The organism is Streptomyces sp. NPDC051315 (assembly GCF_044455165.1).
In the GTDB taxonomy this organism is placed as follows: Bacteria; Actinomycetota; Actinomycetes; order Streptomycetales; family Streptomycetaceae; genus Streptomyces.
The window spans coordinates 62,879-78,547 of sequence record NZ_JBITEN010000005.1 but is presented as its reverse complement, the minus strand read 5'-3'; the positions used below and the strand labels follow the sequence as shown (position 1 = coordinate 78,547).

Here is a 15,669-nt window from a genome sequence, read left to right as displayed (position 1 = left end):
CACCCGAGTCGCTGTCACCACCGTCGCCTCCGTCACCCGGGGAGCCCCCGGGGAGGTCTCGTCACTCCCCCATGGCCAGGCCGTCCTCGGCCGCGCCCCGGCTGAGCACGACGTCGCGGATCCGGTCGCGTACGCCCCGGACGTCGGCGCCCTGCGCGAGGGCCTTGTTGAGGTTCACCACCCGGCCCGCGTCGATGTCGAACAACTGCGGAACGAACGCGGCCTTCTTCACCTCCCAGCGGCCTTTGGGGTGGGTGGGGGCGGTGAAGGTGAAGCGGGCGGCGCTGGACTGGTTGCCGCGGGGGTCGCGCAGGCCCTGCCGGTTGTACAGGTCACCGGCGACCTGGTCGCCCAGGCCGTAGACGACCCAGGTGCCGTTGACCTTCTCGTACGCCTGCGGGACATGGGCGTGGGCGCCGAGGAGGAGGTCGATGTCGGGGCGGCCGTCCGTGCGGGAGGCGGTGAGCGCCCGGGCGAGGGTGAACTGGAAGTCGTCCGGCGCATCCTGCCACTCGGTGCCCCAGTGCAGGGAGACGACGACCACGTCGGCGCCCGCCGCCCGGGCGGTCCTGGCGTCGGCGACGACCCGGTTCTCGTCGATGCGGTTGACGGCCCACGGCTGCCCTTCGGGGAGCGGATGGCCGTTGGTGTCGTAGGTGTAGGCGAGGTGGGCGACCTTCGCGGGGCCCGCGCGCAGCAGGGTGACGGAGGCGGCCTCTGCCTCGGTGCGGGCGGTGCCCGTGTGACGTACGCCGGCCCTGTCGAGGGCGTCGAGGGTGCGGCGGACGCCGGCGGCCCCGTCGTCGAGGCTGTGGTCCGAGGCGGTGGAGCAGCCGTCGTACCCGGTGGCGGCGAGGGCGTCGGCGATCTCGGGCGGGGACGTGACGAGGGGGCGGCCGGTGGGGTCGTCGCTCGCGCCGTAGGCGGTCTCCAGGTGACACAGGGCGAGGTCGGCGCCGGAGACGAGGGGCTTGACGCCGTCGAGCATCGGGCGGAAGTCGTAGCCGTTGCCGCCGGCGTCGAAGCGTGCCCGTTCGAGGACGGAGGTGTGCGGGAGGACGTCGCCGGTGGCCACGAGGGTGAAGTCGCGGTCGGCGGCCGGGGCCGGGGCTCCCGGCCGGGCGGCCGACCGGTGGTCGTGGGCCTGGCAGTCCGCGGCCGCCGCGAGGACGGCCGTCAGGACCAGGGCCACTTGGTGTCTGCGTGCGAACACCGGCTCACCCCGTTTCATACGGATTGTCATATTTACGCACGCTTCACTACTAATCCATGCGCGGAGGAGCGCGCCCCCGGCGCTCCCGTCGCCCCGCGCGATGCGCGCGATCGGCGTAGCCCGGACCGTTCGTCGAACCGTTCGTCGACGCGATCGACCGTCCGTCGCAGATCCGTGTGCGTGGCCTGTCCCTCCCGGCCGCCCTGCGGTGCCATACGCCCATGACGGCCGGAACCACCCTCACCACCAGGACGACGACCGCCGAGCACGAGCTCGCCGCGCTCCAGCGCGAGCACGGCCGGCCGCTCTACGCGCTGCTGCTGAGGCTGTGTGACGGCGACCGCCAGCGGGCCGAGGACCTCGTCCAGGAGACCCTGGTGCGCGCCTGGCAGCATCCCGAGGCACTGCGCGCCGACGCCTTCGACTCCGTACGGCCCTGGCTGCTCACCGTGGCCCGGCGGCTTGCGATCGACGCGCGGCGGGCCCGGCAGGCCCGGCCGGCGGAGGTCGGGGACGCGGTGCTGGAGCACGCGCCGGTCTGCGCCGACCACGCCGAGCGGGCGGCCGCGGCCCTCGATGTGCGCGAGGCTGTGAAGACACTCACTCCGGAACACCGTGAAGTCCTGGTGCTGGTGTATTTCCAGGGGGCCAGTGTGGCGGAGGCCGCCGAAACCCTCGGAATTCCGCCCGGTACGGTGAAGTCCCGCGCGTACTACGCGCTGCGCGCCCTGCGTCGGGTGCTTCCGGGTTACGCGGCCGACCTGCGCTGAAACCCACGGGCGAGTCAAACCTCCGTAAAGCGCCTTGCCGAACACCTCGGTTGAGTAATCGGGTGTCCTTATCCGTGTTCCGGATGGGGGATCCCGGCAGCGGGTGACGCGCACGCACCGGAGGAAGGCAGGAAGGGATGCTGCACAGAGGTCATCAGAGCACGGACGGCTCCGGCGGCGGTGCGCTCACCGTCCCCATGGCCTGGTTCTACGCCGAGTACATCGCCGACGAACTGCTGCGGACCGGCGATCTGATGCCGCCGACGTCCTTCGAGTTCCGCGCCGGGCGCGACGCGCTGGCGCTGACCATCTTCCTGTCCGACACCGACGGCGAACTCCCCGGCATCCGGGTCGTCACCCAGCTGGAGACCTGGCTCTCGCTGACCGCCTACGACCAGCAGTGGCAGGACTGGGTCGACGAACGGATGGCCCGACTGACCGCCGAGGCAGCCGAGTCGGGGGAACCCGCTCCCGATCTGGAGCTGGCGTCGGCGGCCTGGCGCTGGCTGGAGGAGACCGAGCTGCTCGCCCCCGACCTCAACGCGGTGCCGGGCGGCGCGCCGCCCGGGGCCGGCGAGGACGAGGGACCCAAGGTCTGGACGCCCGCCTGGCAGCTCGGACTGCCCCTGGGGCACCTCGCGATCCATCTTTTTTAGATTCCGACCAATCCGCGGCCCCGACCGCTCCGAATACTCGGGTCACGATTCGGTACGTCCCTTGAGTGATTCGTGTGCCTGGTCCGTACCGGTGGGAGCAAGGAGTAACCCCACTGGCACTCAACGGCACGAGGTTTCGGCATGAGGTCCCTGGAGAGGCATCGCGACGTCGGCGCGTACGCGCTGGGCGTGCTGGACGAGGCGGAGGCCTTCCGCTTCGAGGACCACCTCATGGAGTGTCCTCGGTGCGCGGCGGAGGTCACCGAGTTCGGCCCCACCACCCGGCAGTTGATGTTGTACCGGCGGGCGACACCGCGCACGGTGCACCCCTTCGCCGGGCCGGGGCCGCGGCTGCTGGACCGGCTCCTGGGCGAGGTGGCGGGCAGGCGCCGGGCCGCCAAACGCCGGCTGCTGTTCGCCCTGGCCGCGTCCGTGGTGGTCGCCCTCGCCGGGCCGGCGGTCGCGCTCAGGGCCGCCGACGGCGGTGAGGAGACCGTACGGGTCACCGCCACGGACGAGAGGTCGGGGGTGTGGGCGCAGGTGACGATCGAGGACGAGGTGTACGGCAGCCAGGTCGAGTTGCGGGTCAAGGACGCCGCGGGCCCGCGCGCCTGCCACCTGGTCGTCGTCGGCCGGGACGGCTCGGAGCAGACGGTCACCAGTTGGAACGTCCCGCACCACGACGCCCGCCCCAACACGATGAAGGGCGGCTCGGCCCTGCACCCCGACGAGATCGCGCGGTACGAGGTGCGCACGAAGGAGGGCGAGCGGCTCGTGACCCTGGAGCCGCGATGACTCCGCCGGCGGCTCGCGCGCTGCTCGCGGCGGCTCGCCCGAGGCCCGCGACGCCGCCCCGCCCGAGGCCCGAGCCGCACCCTGGCACGACGTGCCTTCCCGGTCAGCGCGCCGTCCCCCGGCCTGGGTTGCCCCGGCCCGGCGGTGGCCGGAGACTGGAGAGAGCGGACGTGGAGCCTGGTGATGGGCCCGCTCCGCGCCGCCCCTGGGAGCACGACGAAGGGGCTGGGCCGTGGAGAACCAATTGCTGATCCTCCTCTCCGAGGAGGGCGCGGAAGCCGAACGCGTGGCGGAACTGACCGCTTACCTGCGCGAGGAACTCCTCGATCTCGACGTCGACGATGTCAGGGCCGTTCCCGGCGGGGAGGTCCCGGCCGGAGCGCGGGCCGTGGACGTCACCCAGATCGGGTCCCTGCTGGTGGCCCTGGGCAGCTCGGCCACCGCCCTCAGCCAGGTCGTGACCGTCCTGAGGGGCTGGCTGGGCCGGTGCCGGGAGGAGCGCCCGTCGCTGCGCCTGACACTGGACGAGGACGTCCTGGAGATCTCCGAGGCGACCGACGAACAGGTCACGGAGGCGTTCGACCTCTTCCTGCGACGCCATGCCCCGGCGGAGGCCTGACTCATGACGGACTCCCGGCACGCGCTGATCATCGCGAACGACCGTTACGACGACCAGGGTCTCAAGAAGCTCAGGGCACCGGCGCGGGACGCCGCCGCCCTCGCCGAGGTCCTGCGCGATCCCAGGATCGGTGACTTCGAGGTCGAGGTCGTGCGCAACGAGCCGGTCAACGTCACCAACCGGCGCATCCAGGCCTTCTTCAACGACCGCCGGCGGAACGACACCCTGCTGGTGCACTTCTCCTGCCACGGGCTCAAGAGCGAGTCCGGCGAGCTGTACTTCGCGGCCAGGGACACCGACCCCCGGCTGCTGGACGCCACGGCGATCCCCGCCCAGTTCGTGCACCGGTGCATGCGCCGCACCCGGGCGGGCAGCACCGTCCTGTTCCTCGACTGCTGCTACGGCGGCGCCTTCTCCCGGGGGTCGTCCTCCGTACGCGCGGCCGGCGACGTGAACGTCCTCGAGTCCTTCACCGGAGACAAGCCTCCCGGCGGGCGGGGCTGGGCCGTCATCACCGCCTCCAACTCCATGGAGTACGCCTTCGAGGGTCCCGAGCTCGCCGACACCACCGGTCCGCGGCCGTCGGTGTTCACCCACGCGGTGGTGCAGGGTCTGGAGACCGGTGAGGCCGATCTCGACGCGGACGGCGAGGTCTCCCTCGACGACCTGTACGACTACGTCTTCGACCACGTACGGGAGCAGAACCCGAACCAGACGCCGAGCCGGACCGTGGAGATGCAGGGCGACCTGTATCTGGCGCACAGCCCGCGGGGCCGTATCAAGATCCCCGTGATCCCCTCGCCGCCGTCCTTGCTGGCCGCCGTCAACAGCGACAACGCCTTCACCCGGCAGGGTGCGGTCGTCGAGCTGCGCGCGCGGCTGCACGACGACTCCCTGGCCATCGCCGAGGGGGCGCGCCAGAACCTGGAGGAGATCTCGCGCAACGACATCCGGCAGATCGCCGAGCAGGCGTGCCGGGCCCTGCGGGAGATCCGCCCGACGCCCTCTCCGGAAAGCCTGGACTTCGGCCTGGTGCCGCAGGGATCGTCGCCACAGCCGCAGTCGGTGACCCTGGGCGGCCCGCCCCTCGCCCAGCACTGCGTGGCTCAGTCCACCGAGTCCTGGCTGCGCGTCGAACCGTCCGAGGACGGTCTCAAGGTCCGCGTGGAGACACCCACCGAGGGACACCTGTCCGGCGACATCGTGCTGAAGGGGGTGGCCGACGACGCGGTGGTCCACGTGGAGGCGGTGGTCGCTCCCGCACGTGAGCCCGAGCCGGAACACGCGCCCGACCTCCCCGAGCCACCCCGGCTGCCTCCGCCGCCCACCGGACCGAGCGCCGCGCCGGACACGGTCCTCGTCCAGCCCAAGCCCGTCGAGCCCACTCCGGACGAGCCCGCCGGCATCACCCAGGAGCCCGCCGCGCCCGAACCGCCGCCCGGCACGTCCCCGCCCGGCACGGTTCCCCCGGAACCGCTCACGCCCGGGGTGATCCCGCCCGGGTCGACTCCGCCGGGCTCGATCCCGTCCGGACCGACTCGGCCCGGGTTCCGAGCGACGCGGCCCGGGTCACGGCGCGCGCCCGCCCTCGCGGTCGCGGCCCTCGCCCTGGCCGTCACCGCGCTCGTCACCCTCGTGATCGCCGTCCAGGCAGCGGTGGAGGCCGTCGACAACCGGCGCGCCGAGGGGCAGGTGGGCTACCTGCGGGACCACGTCCAGGAGGCGGGGATGCTCGCGCCCCTCACCACGTCGCTGCTCACCGCCGCGGCGGCGCTGTTGTCGGGCGCGCTCGCCCGGCACGAGCTGACCGTGCGGCGGGACCACTGCACCCCCGCCGCGGCGAGCGCCACGGAGACCATGACCACGGTGACGAAGGGCCTGGCGATCCCCGCCCTCGTCCTTGCCGCGCTGGCGTTCATCGCCTACTTCGTGGCACGCGACATGCAGTGACCTGCCGGACCGCCCGGGTCCCGGGACCGCCCGACTGTGCCGGTGCGTCCCGCCCGCCACCGGCCCGCCGCGGCTTTCGCCGGCCGCTCGGCTCCCGCCCGTCCGCGCCGGCTCCCGCAGCCGCCGGCTCCCGTCGGCTACTTCAGCAGCCGTGACAGTCTCCGGTCCGCCAGGGGCTTTCCGCCGGTCTGGCAGGTCGGGCAGTACTGCAGTGAGGAGTCGCTGAAGGAGACCTCACGGATGGTGTCGCCGCAGACCGGGCACGGTTCGCCGGTGCGGCCGTGGACGCGCAGACCGGTCCTCTTCTCCGCCTTGAGCCGGCCGGCCGCCACGCCCCGGGAGCGTTCCACCGCGTCCGTGAGGGTGGAGCGCAGGGCCTCGTAGAGGGTGTGGGTCTCGCGCGGGGTGAGGGAGGCGGCGAGCTTGAAGGGGGACATCCGCGCCGCGTGCAGGATCTCGTCGCTGTAGGCATTGCCGACGCCCGCGATCAGGCCCTGGTCGCGCAGGGCTCCCTTGAGCTGCCGCCGTTCACCCCCGAGGAGGGCGGCGAAGCGCTCCTCGTCGAAGTCGGGGGCGAGGGGGTCGGGGCCGAGACGGGCCACCCCGGGAACCTCGCGCGGGTCGCCCACGACGTACACCGCGAGGCGTTTCTGGGTGCCGGCCTCGGTGAGGTCGAAGCCCGCGCCGGTCTCCAGCGCGACCCTCAGCGCGAGGGGCCCCTTGCCGGGGCGGGGCGGGCCGTCGGGGAGGCGGTCCTTCCAGTGCAGCCAGCCCGCGCGGGCGAGGTGCGTGACCAGGTGCAGGTCGCCGGCCGTCGCCACGTCGAGGAACTTGCCGTACCGCCGCACCGCGGTGACCTCCCGGCCCTCCAGGGCGGTCAGGGGCGGGTCGTAGGTCTTCAGGACACTGATCGCGACGGGCAGCACCCGGACGATCTCGTGGCCGGCCAGGTGCTCGGTCAGAAAGTCCTTGAGCGCTTCGACCTCGGGGAGTTCCGGCATACGTCCAGAGTGCCATCCGGGGACGGAGTCCTCAGGTCCGCCGCTCCACCACGAACTCGCACCACACGCACTTGCCACCGCCCCGCGCCTCCACGCCCCACACGTCGGTGAGCAGGTCCACCAGGAGCAGGCCCCGTCCGGAGACGCCCGACACCCCCGCCTCACGGCGGCGCGGCAGGGCGCTGGAGGAGTCCTCGACCTCGACGCGCAGACGGCGCTGGGAGCCGTCGAGGACCCGTACGGTGACGATCGCGGCGCCCTCGGTGTGCATGAGGGCGTTGGTGATCAGTTCGTCGGCGACCAGTTCGATCTCGTCGGTGCGGTCGCGGCCGCCCCAGGCGCCGACGGCACCGCGGATCATGTGCCGGGCCCAGGTGAGGGCCTCGGGGTCGCCGGGAGCGACGCGCTGCTGGAGGCGGCCTCCGGCCCGAGGGCTGTCGAGGCCCCGGCGGCGCAGCAGGAGCAGGGCCACGTCGTCGTCGCCGCCGCGCTCCTCGGCCATGTCGATCAGACGGTCGGCGAGCCGGCGTACGTCGTCGGGGCCGGCGGCGACGAGGGCGGTGAGGGTCCGCATGCCGTCGTCGAGATCGGCGCCGGGCTGCTCGACCAGGCCGTCGGTGCACAGCAGAAGGGTCTCGCCGGGATCGAGCTCGAGGGTGGAGACCGGGTACTCCAGGCTGCCGAACTCGGCGGACAGGCCGAGCGGCAGCCCGCCGGGGACGGGGATCCGCCGGCAGCCGCCGTCGGTGCCCCGCACCAGCGGGTCGATGTGGCCGGCCCGGACCACCTGGACCACTCCGGTGGACAGGTCGGCCTCCGCGTACAGGCAGGTGGCGAAGCGGTCGGTGTCCAGTTCGTGCAGGAACACGGAGGCTCGGGCCATCACGGTGGCCGGGGTGTGGCCCTCGGAGGCGTACGCCTTCAGGACGATGCGCAGCTGGCCCATGACGGCGGCGGCGTGCGTGTCGTGGCCCTGGACGTCACCGATGACGGCGCCCACGCGGCCGCCGGGCAGGGGGACCAGGTCGTACCAGTCGCCGCCGATGTCCCGGCCGCGGGAGCCTCCGATGGTGGCGGCGCGGTAGCGGACGGCGACGTCGGCACCGGGGACGCTGGGGATGGTCCGGGGCAGCATGGCCTGCTGGAGGCCCTGGGCGATGTCCTTCTCCTGCTCGTAGAACATGGCCCGTTGCAGGCTCTGGGCGATGCTGCTGCCGAGGGCGACGAGGATGTTGCGTTCCTCGGGGGTGAAGCCGTGCCGGTCGCTGTAGAGCAGGCCCATGGAGCCGATCGGGCGGGCCTGGACGATCAGCGGCAGATAGGCGGCCGAGGTGATCTTCAGGTCGGTGATGTGCGGCCACAGCACGGGGTAGGCGGCGGAGAACTCGTCCGGCGACTCGATGAAGCGGGGGGTGAGGGTGCGCACGACCTCGCTCATCGGGTACGGCTCGTCGATCCTGGTGACGAGGGTGCCGGGGACGAAGCTGCCCGCGGGTCCCTCGGCGATCAGCCGGATGCGGTCGGCCTCGACCAGGCCCATGACGAGGCTGGTCGCGCCGAGATGGGTCAGGCCGTGGGTGTCCTTGAGGACGTCGATCACGTCCTGCACGGTCCGGGCGTGCGCCAGGGCGGCGGTGGCCAGCTGCACGACGTTGGTCTGCTCGCGGCGCGCGACGGCGAGCGCTGCCCCGTCGCGGCGGTCGGCGAGGTCGCGCAGTTCCTCGGTGGCGTCGCGGACGATGCCGATGATCCTGCGGGGACGGCCCGTCCGGTCCCGTCGGATGTAGCCCTGGGTGTGGGTCCAGCACAGGGAGCCGTCGCGGCGGCGGACGCGGAAGTAGGCGCCGTAGTTCTCGCTGCCGTCCTTGATGGCCTGGGCGACGAGGGTGTCCAGCCGAGTGGCCTCCGCCGGCGGGACGCGCGCGGACAGGCTCTCCGGGCGGCCGTCGTACTGGTCGGGGAGCACGTCGAAGATCTCGTGGGCGCGGGCGTCCATGTGGAACAGCCCGGAGTCCAGGTCCCAGTCGAAACTGCCCATGCGGTTGAGCGCCAGGATCGGATCCGGTTGGGCGGGCCAGTCGGCCGGGAGGGACAGCGCGCTCGCTCCCCGATCAGCCATGGAGCCACCTTGCCAGCATTTGTCCGATTCTTCGACCTGGATCAGGTTTTTCGACCCGGATCAGCGACACGCTCGAGGTCCGCGCTTCCACCCCGTCCGTCTGCCGCACTCGCCGGGTTGCCCGGGCCGACGTGAGGAACACGCACGGGGACCGGCGTCAGAATGGAGTGAGGAGCGCACCACTGTGGACTGGTTCACCGCACCCGAGTACTGGCTGAGCCGGCAGGTCTTCCAGCGGGGACTGGCCGGCGTGTACCTGGTCGCGTTCCTGACGGCGGCCCTGCAGTTCCGTGCGCTGATGGGTGAGCGGGGGATGCTGCCGGTGCCGCGTTTCACCGCCCGGGTGCCGTTCCGGCGGGCGCCGAGCCTGTTCCACTGGCACTACTCGGACCGCTTCTTCGCGCTCTGCGCGTGGTCGGGCTGCGCGGTGTCGGTGGCGCTGCTGGCGGGGCTGGACGGGTGTCTGCCGCTGTGGGGCGCGATGCTGCTGTGGCTGGTGCCGTGGGCGCTGTACCTGTCCATCGTCAACGTCGGCCAGACCTGGTACGGGTTCGGCTGGGAGTCCCTGCTGCTGGAGACGGGCTTCCTCGCGGTGTTCCTCGGCAACGACGAGGTGGCCCCGCCGATCGTCGTGCTGTTCCTGCTGCGCTGGATCCTGTTCCGCGTCGAGTTCGGCGCGGGTCTGATCAAGATGCGGGGCGATCCCTGCTGGCGGAAGCTGACGTGCCTGGACCACCACCACGAGACCCAGCCGATGCCCGGCCCGCTGAGCTGGTTCTTCCACCACCTGCCCAGGCCGGTGCACCGGGTGGAGGTGGCCGCCAACCACGTCACCCAGCTGGTCGTTCCGTTCCTGCTGTTCGCCCCGCAGCCCGTGGCGACGGCGGCCGCGTCCCTGATGATCCTCACGCAGCTGTGGCTGGTGCTGTCCGGCAACTTCTCCTGGCTGAACTGGATCACCATCGTGCTGGCCGTGCCCGCGCTGGCCCTGCCCGCCGACCCGCCGTCCGCGCCCGGCGCCCCGCTCTGGTACGTGGTGGTGGTCCTCGCCGTGGCCGCTTTCCTGCTGTTCCTCAGCCACCGCCCGGTCCTCAACATGCTCTCCCGCGGCCAGGTCATGAACCGCTCCTTCGACCCCCTCCACCTGGTCAACACCTACGGCGCGTTCGGCAGCGTGAGCCGGATCCGCTACGAGGTGGTGGTCGAGGGCACGCTCGACGACGTGCCGCGCGAGGACTCCGACTGGCGGGAGTACGAGTTCAGGGGCAAGCCGGGCGACCCGCGGCACTGGCCGCGCCAGTTCGCCCCCTACCACCTGCGGCTGGACTGGATGATGTGGTTCGCCGCGCTCTCCCCCGCGTACGCCGGCGCCTGGTTCGGCGCGCTGGTGGAGCGGCTGCTGGAGAACGACCGCGCCACGCTCCGGCTGCTGCGCCGCTCCCCCTTCCCACCGGACGAGCCGCCGCGCTTCGTCCGCGCCCGCCTCTTCCGCTACCGGTACACGAGCTGGCGGGAGCTGCGGGAGACGGGCGCGTGCTGGGAGCGGACCTATGTGCGCGAGTATCTGCCGCCGACCCGGCTGTCGACGGCGGTGCAGAGGTCGTAGACGCGCGTGGCGGTGCCCTCGAAGACGTCGGCCCGCTCCGCCTCGCCGAGCTCCGCGGTCAGCTCCTCCGCCACGGTGACGACTTCGCCGTACGAGGAGACGAGGGTGCACACCGGCCAGTCGGAGCCGAACATCAGGCGGTGCGGGCCGAAGGCCTCCAGGGCGATGCCGGCGTACGGGCGCAGGTCGTCGGGGGCCGGAGCGGCGGGGCCGGACTCGGTGACCAGGCCGGAGAGCTTGGCGACCGTGTTGGGCAGCGCGGCGAGGGCGCGCAGGTCCGAGGCCCACGGTTCGCGGGCGCCGGAGGCGATGGGGGGTTTGCCGAGGTGGTCGAGGACGAAGGTGAGGCCGGGATGGTCGGCGGCCGCCCGGACGCAGGCGGGCAGCTGGTGGGGCAGGACGACCAGGTCGTGGACGAGGCCCGCGTCGGCGACGGCGGCGAGGCCCCGGTGCACGTCCGGGCGCAGCAGCCACCGCGGGTCGGGTTCGGACTGGACCTGGTGGCGGATGCCCTTGAGGTACCGGCCGCCGGGGAGTGAGCGCAGCCGGGCGAGTTCCTCGGCGACGTCCGGGCGGGTCAGGTCGGTCCAGCCGACGACGCCCGCGACGAGCTCGTGCCCGGCCGCGAGGGCGAGCAGCTCGGGGGTCTCCTCGGCCACCGTGACCGTCTGGACCAGGACGGTGCGGTCGACGCCGGCGGCGCGGGCCTCGGGTGCGAGGTCGGCGAGGGTGAAGGTCCGCCGCAGCGGGCTGTCGTCGTCGATCCAGTCCTGGTCGCGGACGGAGAGGTCCCAGACGTGGTGGTGCGCGTCGACGGTCACGGCGGCTCCGGTACGACGGGCGGGCCGACGTCGCCGGCCTCGCGGTGGGCGGCCCGGTACTCGGCGATCGGGTCGGCGCGGACCCCGGTGTGCGGGGCGGTCCTCATCAGCGCTCCTCCGGCTGCGCGTCGGGGACCGGCGCGTCGGGCGGCAGGAGGCCGGTCTCCCGCAGCTCCTGCCAGAGGGCAGCGGGGACGGGCGCCCGGAACTGCTCGGCGCAGTCGTCGGCCTCGGCCGCCGAGCGGGCGCCGACGAGGACGCTCGCCACGGCCGGGTGGGCGGCGCAGAAGGCCAGGGCGGCGGCGCGCAGGGTGGTGCCGTGCCGTTCGGCGACGGCCCGGAGACGCAGGGCGCGCTCGATCAGCTCCCCCGGTGCCCGCGCGTAGTCGTAGGTGGCCGTCGGTTTCGGGTCCGCCAGCAGACCGGAGTTGAACGCGCCGCCGATCACCACCGAGACGCCCCGTTCCTCGGCGGCGGGCAGCAGTTTGGTGAGGGCGCTCTGGTCGAGGAGCGTGTAGCGGCCGGCGCACAGCACCACGTCGACGTCCGTGTCGCGGACGAAACGGGTGAGCATCTCCGCCTGGTTCATGCCGGCGCCGATCGCCCCGACCACGCCCTGCGCGCGGAGCTCCTCCAGGGCCGGGTAGCCCTCGCGGAAGGCCTGTTCGGCGTGGTCGTCGGGGTCGTGGAGGTAGACGACGTCGACCCGGTCGAGGCCGAGGCGGTCCAGCGCGGCGTCGAGGGTGCGGCGGATGCCGTCGGCGGTGAAGTCCCAGACGCGGCGGTGGGTGGCGGGGACGGCGAAGCCGTGGGCGAGGTCGTCGCCTCCGTCCGCCGAGGGTTCCAGGCGGCGGCCCACCTTGGTCGAGACCGTGTAGTCGGCGCGGGGGTGCTCGCGCAGGGCCGCGCCGAGGCGCCGTTCGGACAGGCCGAGGCCGTAGTGGGGTGCGGTGTCGAAGTAGCGCATGCCCTGCCGCCAGGCGGCGGCCACGGCCTCGTGGGCCTGCTCCTCGTCGACCTCGGTGTACAGGTTGGCGATGCCGGCGGCGCCGAGACCGAGGCCGGTGACCTGGACGCCGCTGCGGCCGAGGGTGTTCACCGGTCGGCCGCCGGGCGCAGGCGCAGGCCCTGCATGCCGCCGTCGACGGCGAGGGAGGTGCCGGTGGTGGCACCGGACAGCGGGCTCGCCAGATGGGCGATGGCGCCCGCGACCTCGGCGGCGTCGACCAGCCGGCCGGTGGGCTGGCGGGCCTCCAGGGCGGCGCGTTCGGCGGCCGGGTCGTCGGCGGCGTCGAGCAGCCGTCCGATCCACGGCGTGTCGGCGGTGCCCGGGTTGACGCAGTTGACGCGGATGCCCTCGCGGACGTGGTCGGCGGCCATGGCGAGGGTCAGCGCGTACACGGCGCCCTTGGTGGCGCTGTAGAGCGCGCGCTGCGGCAGCCCGGCGGTGGCGGCGACGGAGCAGGTGTTGACGATCGCCGCGTGCGCGGAACGGCGCAGGTGGGGCAGGGCGGCGCGGGCCGTACGGACCATGCCGACGACGTTGACGTCGAGGACGTGGTGCCACTCGGCGTCGTCGTTGTCCTCGACGGTGCCCTGGGCGCCGACGCCCGCGTTGTTGACGAGCACGTCCAGTCCGCCGAGGTCGGCGACGGCCGCCGCCACGGCCGCGCGGACGGAGGTGTCGTCGGTGACGTCGGCCCGGTAGCCGAGCAGCGGCTCGTCGACGCCCGACGGGTCGAGGTCGAGGACGGCGACCGTGGCGCCGCGCCCGGCCAACAGCTCGGCGGTGGCCCGGCCGATGCCGGAGGCACCGCCCGTCACCAGGGCTCTGAGTCCCTCGAAGTCGCTCACGTCGCCGGCTCCTTCCGGTTCTCGAGGTCGGCGGCCCAGAAGGCGCCGCCGGGGTACGTGTACCGCGCGATCGACTCGGGCCGCATGGCGGCCGAGAAGCCCGGCGCGGTGGGTGCCGTGTAGTGACCGTCCCTGATCACCACCGGGTCGAGGAAGTGGTCGTGCAGATGGTCGACGTACTCGATCACGCGGTCCTCGGTGGTGCCGGTCAGGGCGACGTAGTCGAACATCGACAGGTGCTGGACGAGTTCGCACAGGCCGACGCCGCCCGCGTGCGGGCACACGGGGACGCCGAACTTGGCCGCCAGCAGCAGGATCGCGAGGTTCTCGTTGACGCCGCCGACGCGGGCCGCGTCGAGCTGGAGGACGTCGAGGGCGCCGGCCTGGAGGAGCTGCTTGAAGACGACGCGGTTGTGGACGTGCTCGCCGGTGGCCACCTTGACCGGGGCGACCGCCTCGCGGACGGCCGCGTGCCCGAGGATGTCGTCGGGGCTGGTGGGCTCCTCGATCCAGTAGGGGTCGAACACGGCGAGGGCGCGGGTCCAGCGGATCGCCTCGTCGACGTCCCAGCGCTGGTTGGCGTCGACCGCGATGCGGACGTCCGGGCCGACCACGGCACGGGCGACGCGGCAGCGCCGTACGTCGTCGTCGAGGTCCGCGCCGACCTTGAGCTTGATCTGCCGGAAGCCGTCGGCGACGGCCTCGGCGGCGAGGCGGGTCAGCTTCTCGTCGTCGTAGCCGAGCCAGCCGGCGGAGGTCGTGTAGGCGGGGTAGCCCCGGGACAGCAGGCGCGCGGCGCGCTCGGCGGCGCCCTGCCTGCCCCGGTGCAGCAGGTCGAGTGCCTCGTCGGGGGTGAGGGCGTCGGTGAGGTAGCGGAAGTCGATCTGGCGGACCAGCCATGCGGGGTCGGCGTCGGCGAGCAGCCGCCACAGGGGCTTGCCGGCCCGTTTGGCGGCGAGGTCCCAGGCGGCGTTGACGACCGCGCCGATCGCCATGTGCATCACGCCCTTCTCGGGTCCCAGCCACCGCAGCTGGCTGTCGCCGACGAGGTCGCGGCTGAGCGTGCCCGGGTCGGCGCAGAGCTCGTCGACGGACCGGCCGACGACGTGCTCGCGCAGCGCCTCGATCGCGGCGACCTGCACCTCGTTGCCCCGGCCGATGGTGAAGGTGAACCCGTGGCCCTCGTGGCCGTCGGGCGCGTCGGTGCGCAGCACGACGTAGGCCGCCGAGTAGTCGGGGTCCGGGTTCATCGCGTCGGAGCCGTCGAGCTCGCGCGAGGTGGGGAAGCGGATGTCATGGGTGTCGACCGCGGTGACGCGGGCGGGGGTCGGGGACGCCATGCCGCATATTTATCAGACCACTTGCTGCCTCTGACACCCCTGTGACAGGTAAATACCGCCTCGTGGACCTGAGTGGTCCGACCACTGCGGTGGCTAGACTGCGGCGCACCGGTGACAGGAGACGTGACGTGGACCAGGCCGACGAGATGCCGCCGAGCGGGCCCGCCGCCCCGAGGGGGACGGTGACGCAGCGCGCGATCGAGCGGATCAAGGTGATGATCGCCGAGGGGCTGCTGGAGCCGGGTCAGCGGCTGCCGACCGAGCGTGACCTCGCGGCGCAGCTGGGCATCTCCCGCAGCTCGATGCGGGAGGCGATCCGGGCGCTCACCGTGCTGGGTGTCCTGGAGGCCCGGCACGGTTCCGGCATCTACGTGACACAGCTCCAGGCCGGCGACCTGCTGGAGACGTTCGGGGTGGTGGCCGACCTCTCGCGCGGGCCGCGCCTGGTCGAGCTCCTGGAGGTGCGGCGCGTCCTGGAGTCGACGGCGACCGCGCTGGCCGCCGCCCGCATCACACCGGAGCGACTGGCCGTCGTCGAGGGCCACGTGCGGGCGATGGACGCCACGGACGACCCGGAGGAGATCCTCGCCCACGACCTGGCCTTCCACCGGGAGATCGCGGCGGCCGCCGGCAACGAGACGATGGCGGCGATCCTGGAGGGCCTGTCCTCACGCACCTTCCGCGCCCGCGTCTGGCGCGGCCACCGGGAGGAGGGGGCCTTCGCCCGCACCCGCCGCGAGCACGCCGCGATCCACCGCGCCCTGGCCGCCCGCGATCCGGAGGCGGCCCGGGCGGCGGCGGCCGCGCACGTGGGCGCCGTGGAGGAGTGGCTGCGGGCTCAGCCCGACCTCTGACCGGGCCCCGTCCGGACCACCTCTCGACGCGGAGCTCCCGGCGCGGCACAGTTCTCCCCACGTACTCGCGA

Annotated in this window: 14 protein-coding genes; 7 read left to right on the top strand and 7 right to left on the bottom strand. The window is 73.2% G+C overall.

Translation table 11 applies throughout. From position 1 onward, the window contains the following. Positions 1-61 precede the first annotated feature (61 nt). Positions 62-1,213 carry a CapA family protein gene (locus tag ACIBBD_RS11690; protein ID WP_399419162.1) on the bottom strand — a complete coding sequence of 384 codons (1,152 nt, stop codon included), beginning with the start codon at positions 1,211-1,213 and terminating at the stop codon, positions 62-64. A gap of 221 nt (positions 1,214-1,434) precedes the next feature. Between ACIBBD_RS11690 and ACIBBD_RS11685 the strand changes: the two genes are divergently transcribed. The 5 genes from ACIBBD_RS11685 (at position 1,435) to ACIBBD_RS11665 (ending at position 6,003) form a co-directional block, all read left to right on the top strand. Beyond that, on the top strand, positions 1,435-1,983 hold the full coding sequence (locus ACIBBD_RS11685; protein ID WP_399419161.1) for a sigma-70 family RNA polymerase sigma factor: 549 nt from the start codon (positions 1,435-1,437) through the stop codon (positions 1,981-1,983). 137 nt (positions 1,984-2,120) lie between these two features. Next, positions 2,121-2,639, top strand: coding sequence for a hypothetical protein (locus ACIBBD_RS11680; RefSeq protein WP_399419160.1), 519 nt, complete (start codon positions 2,121-2,123; stop codon positions 2,637-2,639). Between the two features lie 141 nt (positions 2,640-2,780). Continuing rightward, the gene (locus ACIBBD_RS11675; RefSeq protein ID WP_399419159.1) at positions 2,781-3,434 is read left to right on the top strand and encodes a zf-HC2 domain-containing protein; all 654 of its coding nucleotides are present in this window, start codon (positions 2,781-2,783) and stop codon (positions 3,432-3,434) included. A 232-nt stretch (positions 3,435-3,666) separates the two neighbouring features. Beyond that, a complete protein-coding gene (locus tag ACIBBD_RS11670) occupies positions 3,667-4,053 on the top strand; it encodes a hypothetical protein (RefSeq protein WP_399419158.1) in 387 nt (128 codons plus the stop codon). Positions 4,054-4,056: 3 nt separating this feature from the next. After that, positions 4,057-6,003 carry a caspase domain-containing protein gene (locus tag ACIBBD_RS11665; RefSeq protein ID WP_399419157.1) on the top strand — a complete coding sequence of 649 codons (1,947 nt, stop codon included), beginning with the start codon at positions 4,057-4,059 and terminating at the stop codon, positions 6,001-6,003. 137 nt (positions 6,004-6,140) lie between these two features. Here ACIBBD_RS11665 and ACIBBD_RS11660 read toward each other — a convergent pair whose 3' ends face one another. Further along, on the bottom strand, positions 6,141-7,004 hold the full coding sequence (locus ACIBBD_RS11660; RefSeq protein ID WP_399419156.1) for an Fpg/Nei family DNA glycosylase: 864 nt from the start codon (positions 7,002-7,004) through the stop codon (positions 6,141-6,143). Positions 7,005-7,035: 31 nt separating this feature from the next. Next, complete coding sequence (locus tag ACIBBD_RS11655; protein ID WP_399419155.1) at positions 7,036-9,123, bottom strand: SpoIIE family protein phosphatase; 2,088 nt, start codon at positions 9,121-9,123, stop codon at positions 7,036-7,038. 184 nt (positions 9,124-9,307) lie between these two features. Here ACIBBD_RS11655 and ACIBBD_RS11650 point away from each other — a divergent pair, with 184 nt between their 5' ends. Beyond that, positions 9,308-10,729, top strand: coding sequence for a lipase maturation factor family protein (locus ACIBBD_RS11650; RefSeq protein WP_399419154.1), 1,422 nt, complete (start codon positions 9,308-9,310; stop codon positions 10,727-10,729). Here the strand turns inward: ACIBBD_RS11650 and ACIBBD_RS11645 are convergent. From ACIBBD_RS11645 to ACIBBD_RS11630, 4 genes are all read right to left on the bottom strand, one after another. Next, entirely contained in the window at positions 10,672-11,550 is an 879-nt protein-coding gene (locus ACIBBD_RS11645; RefSeq protein ID WP_399419153.1) for an amidohydrolase family protein, read from the bottom strand. The genes ACIBBD_RS11650 and ACIBBD_RS11645 overlap by 58 nt on opposite strands. 106 nt (positions 11,551-11,656) lie before the next feature. Then, positions 11,657-12,649 carry an aldo/keto reductase gene (locus ACIBBD_RS11640; protein WP_399419152.1) on the bottom strand — a complete coding sequence of 331 codons (993 nt, stop codon included), beginning with the start codon at positions 12,647-12,649 and terminating at the stop codon, positions 11,657-11,659. Next, positions 12,646-13,404: an SDR family NAD(P)-dependent oxidoreductase gene (locus ACIBBD_RS11635; protein WP_399419151.1), complete on the bottom strand. Its 759-nt coding sequence runs from the start codon at positions 13,402-13,404 to the stop codon at positions 12,646-12,648. The genes ACIBBD_RS11640 and ACIBBD_RS11635 overlap by 4 nt, the downstream gene beginning before the upstream one ends. Next, entirely contained in the window at positions 13,401-14,744 is a 1,344-nt protein-coding gene (locus tag ACIBBD_RS11630) for an L-fuconate dehydratase (RefSeq protein WP_399419150.1), read from the bottom strand. Before ACIBBD_RS11630 ends, ACIBBD_RS11635 begins: the two co-directional genes overlap by 4 nt. Positions 14,745-14,890: 146 nt before the next feature. On the opposite strand from ACIBBD_RS11630, the gene ACIBBD_RS11625 reads away from it, so the two are divergent. Beyond that, on the top strand, positions 14,891-15,598 hold the full coding sequence (locus tag ACIBBD_RS11625; RefSeq protein ID WP_399419479.1) for a FadR/GntR family transcriptional regulator: 708 nt from the start codon (positions 14,891-14,893) through the stop codon (positions 15,596-15,598). The last annotated feature ends 71 nt before the right edge of the window (positions 15,599-15,669 follow it).

Coding starts and splice junctions, on each gene's coding strand:
- ACIBBD_RS11685 (WP_399419161.1), top strand. CDS start 1,435: ATGACGGCCGGAACCACCCTCACCACCAGGACGACGACCGCCGAGCAC.
- ACIBBD_RS11680 (WP_399419160.1), top strand. CDS start 2,121: ATGCTGCACAGAGGTCATCAGAGCACGGACGGCTCCGGCGGCGGTGCG.
- ACIBBD_RS11675 (WP_399419159.1), top strand. CDS start 2,781: ATGAGGTCCCTGGAGAGGCATCGCGACGTCGGCGCGTACGCGCTGGGC.
- ACIBBD_RS11665 (WP_399419157.1), top strand. CDS start 4,057: ATGACGGACTCCCGGCACGCGCTGATCATCGCGAACGACCGTTACGAC.
- ACIBBD_RS11660 (WP_399419156.1), bottom strand. CDS start 7,004: ATGCCGGAACTCCCCGAGGTCGAAGCGCTCAAGGACTTTCTGACCGAG.
- ACIBBD_RS11655 (WP_399419155.1), bottom strand. CDS start 9,123: ATGGCTGATCGGGGAGCGAGCGCGCTGTCCCTCCCGGCCGACTGGCCC.
- ACIBBD_RS11630 (WP_399419150.1), bottom strand. CDS start 14,744: ATGGCGTCCCCGACCCCCGCCCGCGTCACCGCGGTCGACACCCATGAC.
- ACIBBD_RS11625 (WP_399419479.1), top strand. CDS start 14,891: ATGCCGCCGAGCGGGCCCGCCGCCCCGAGGGGGACGGTGACGCAGCGC.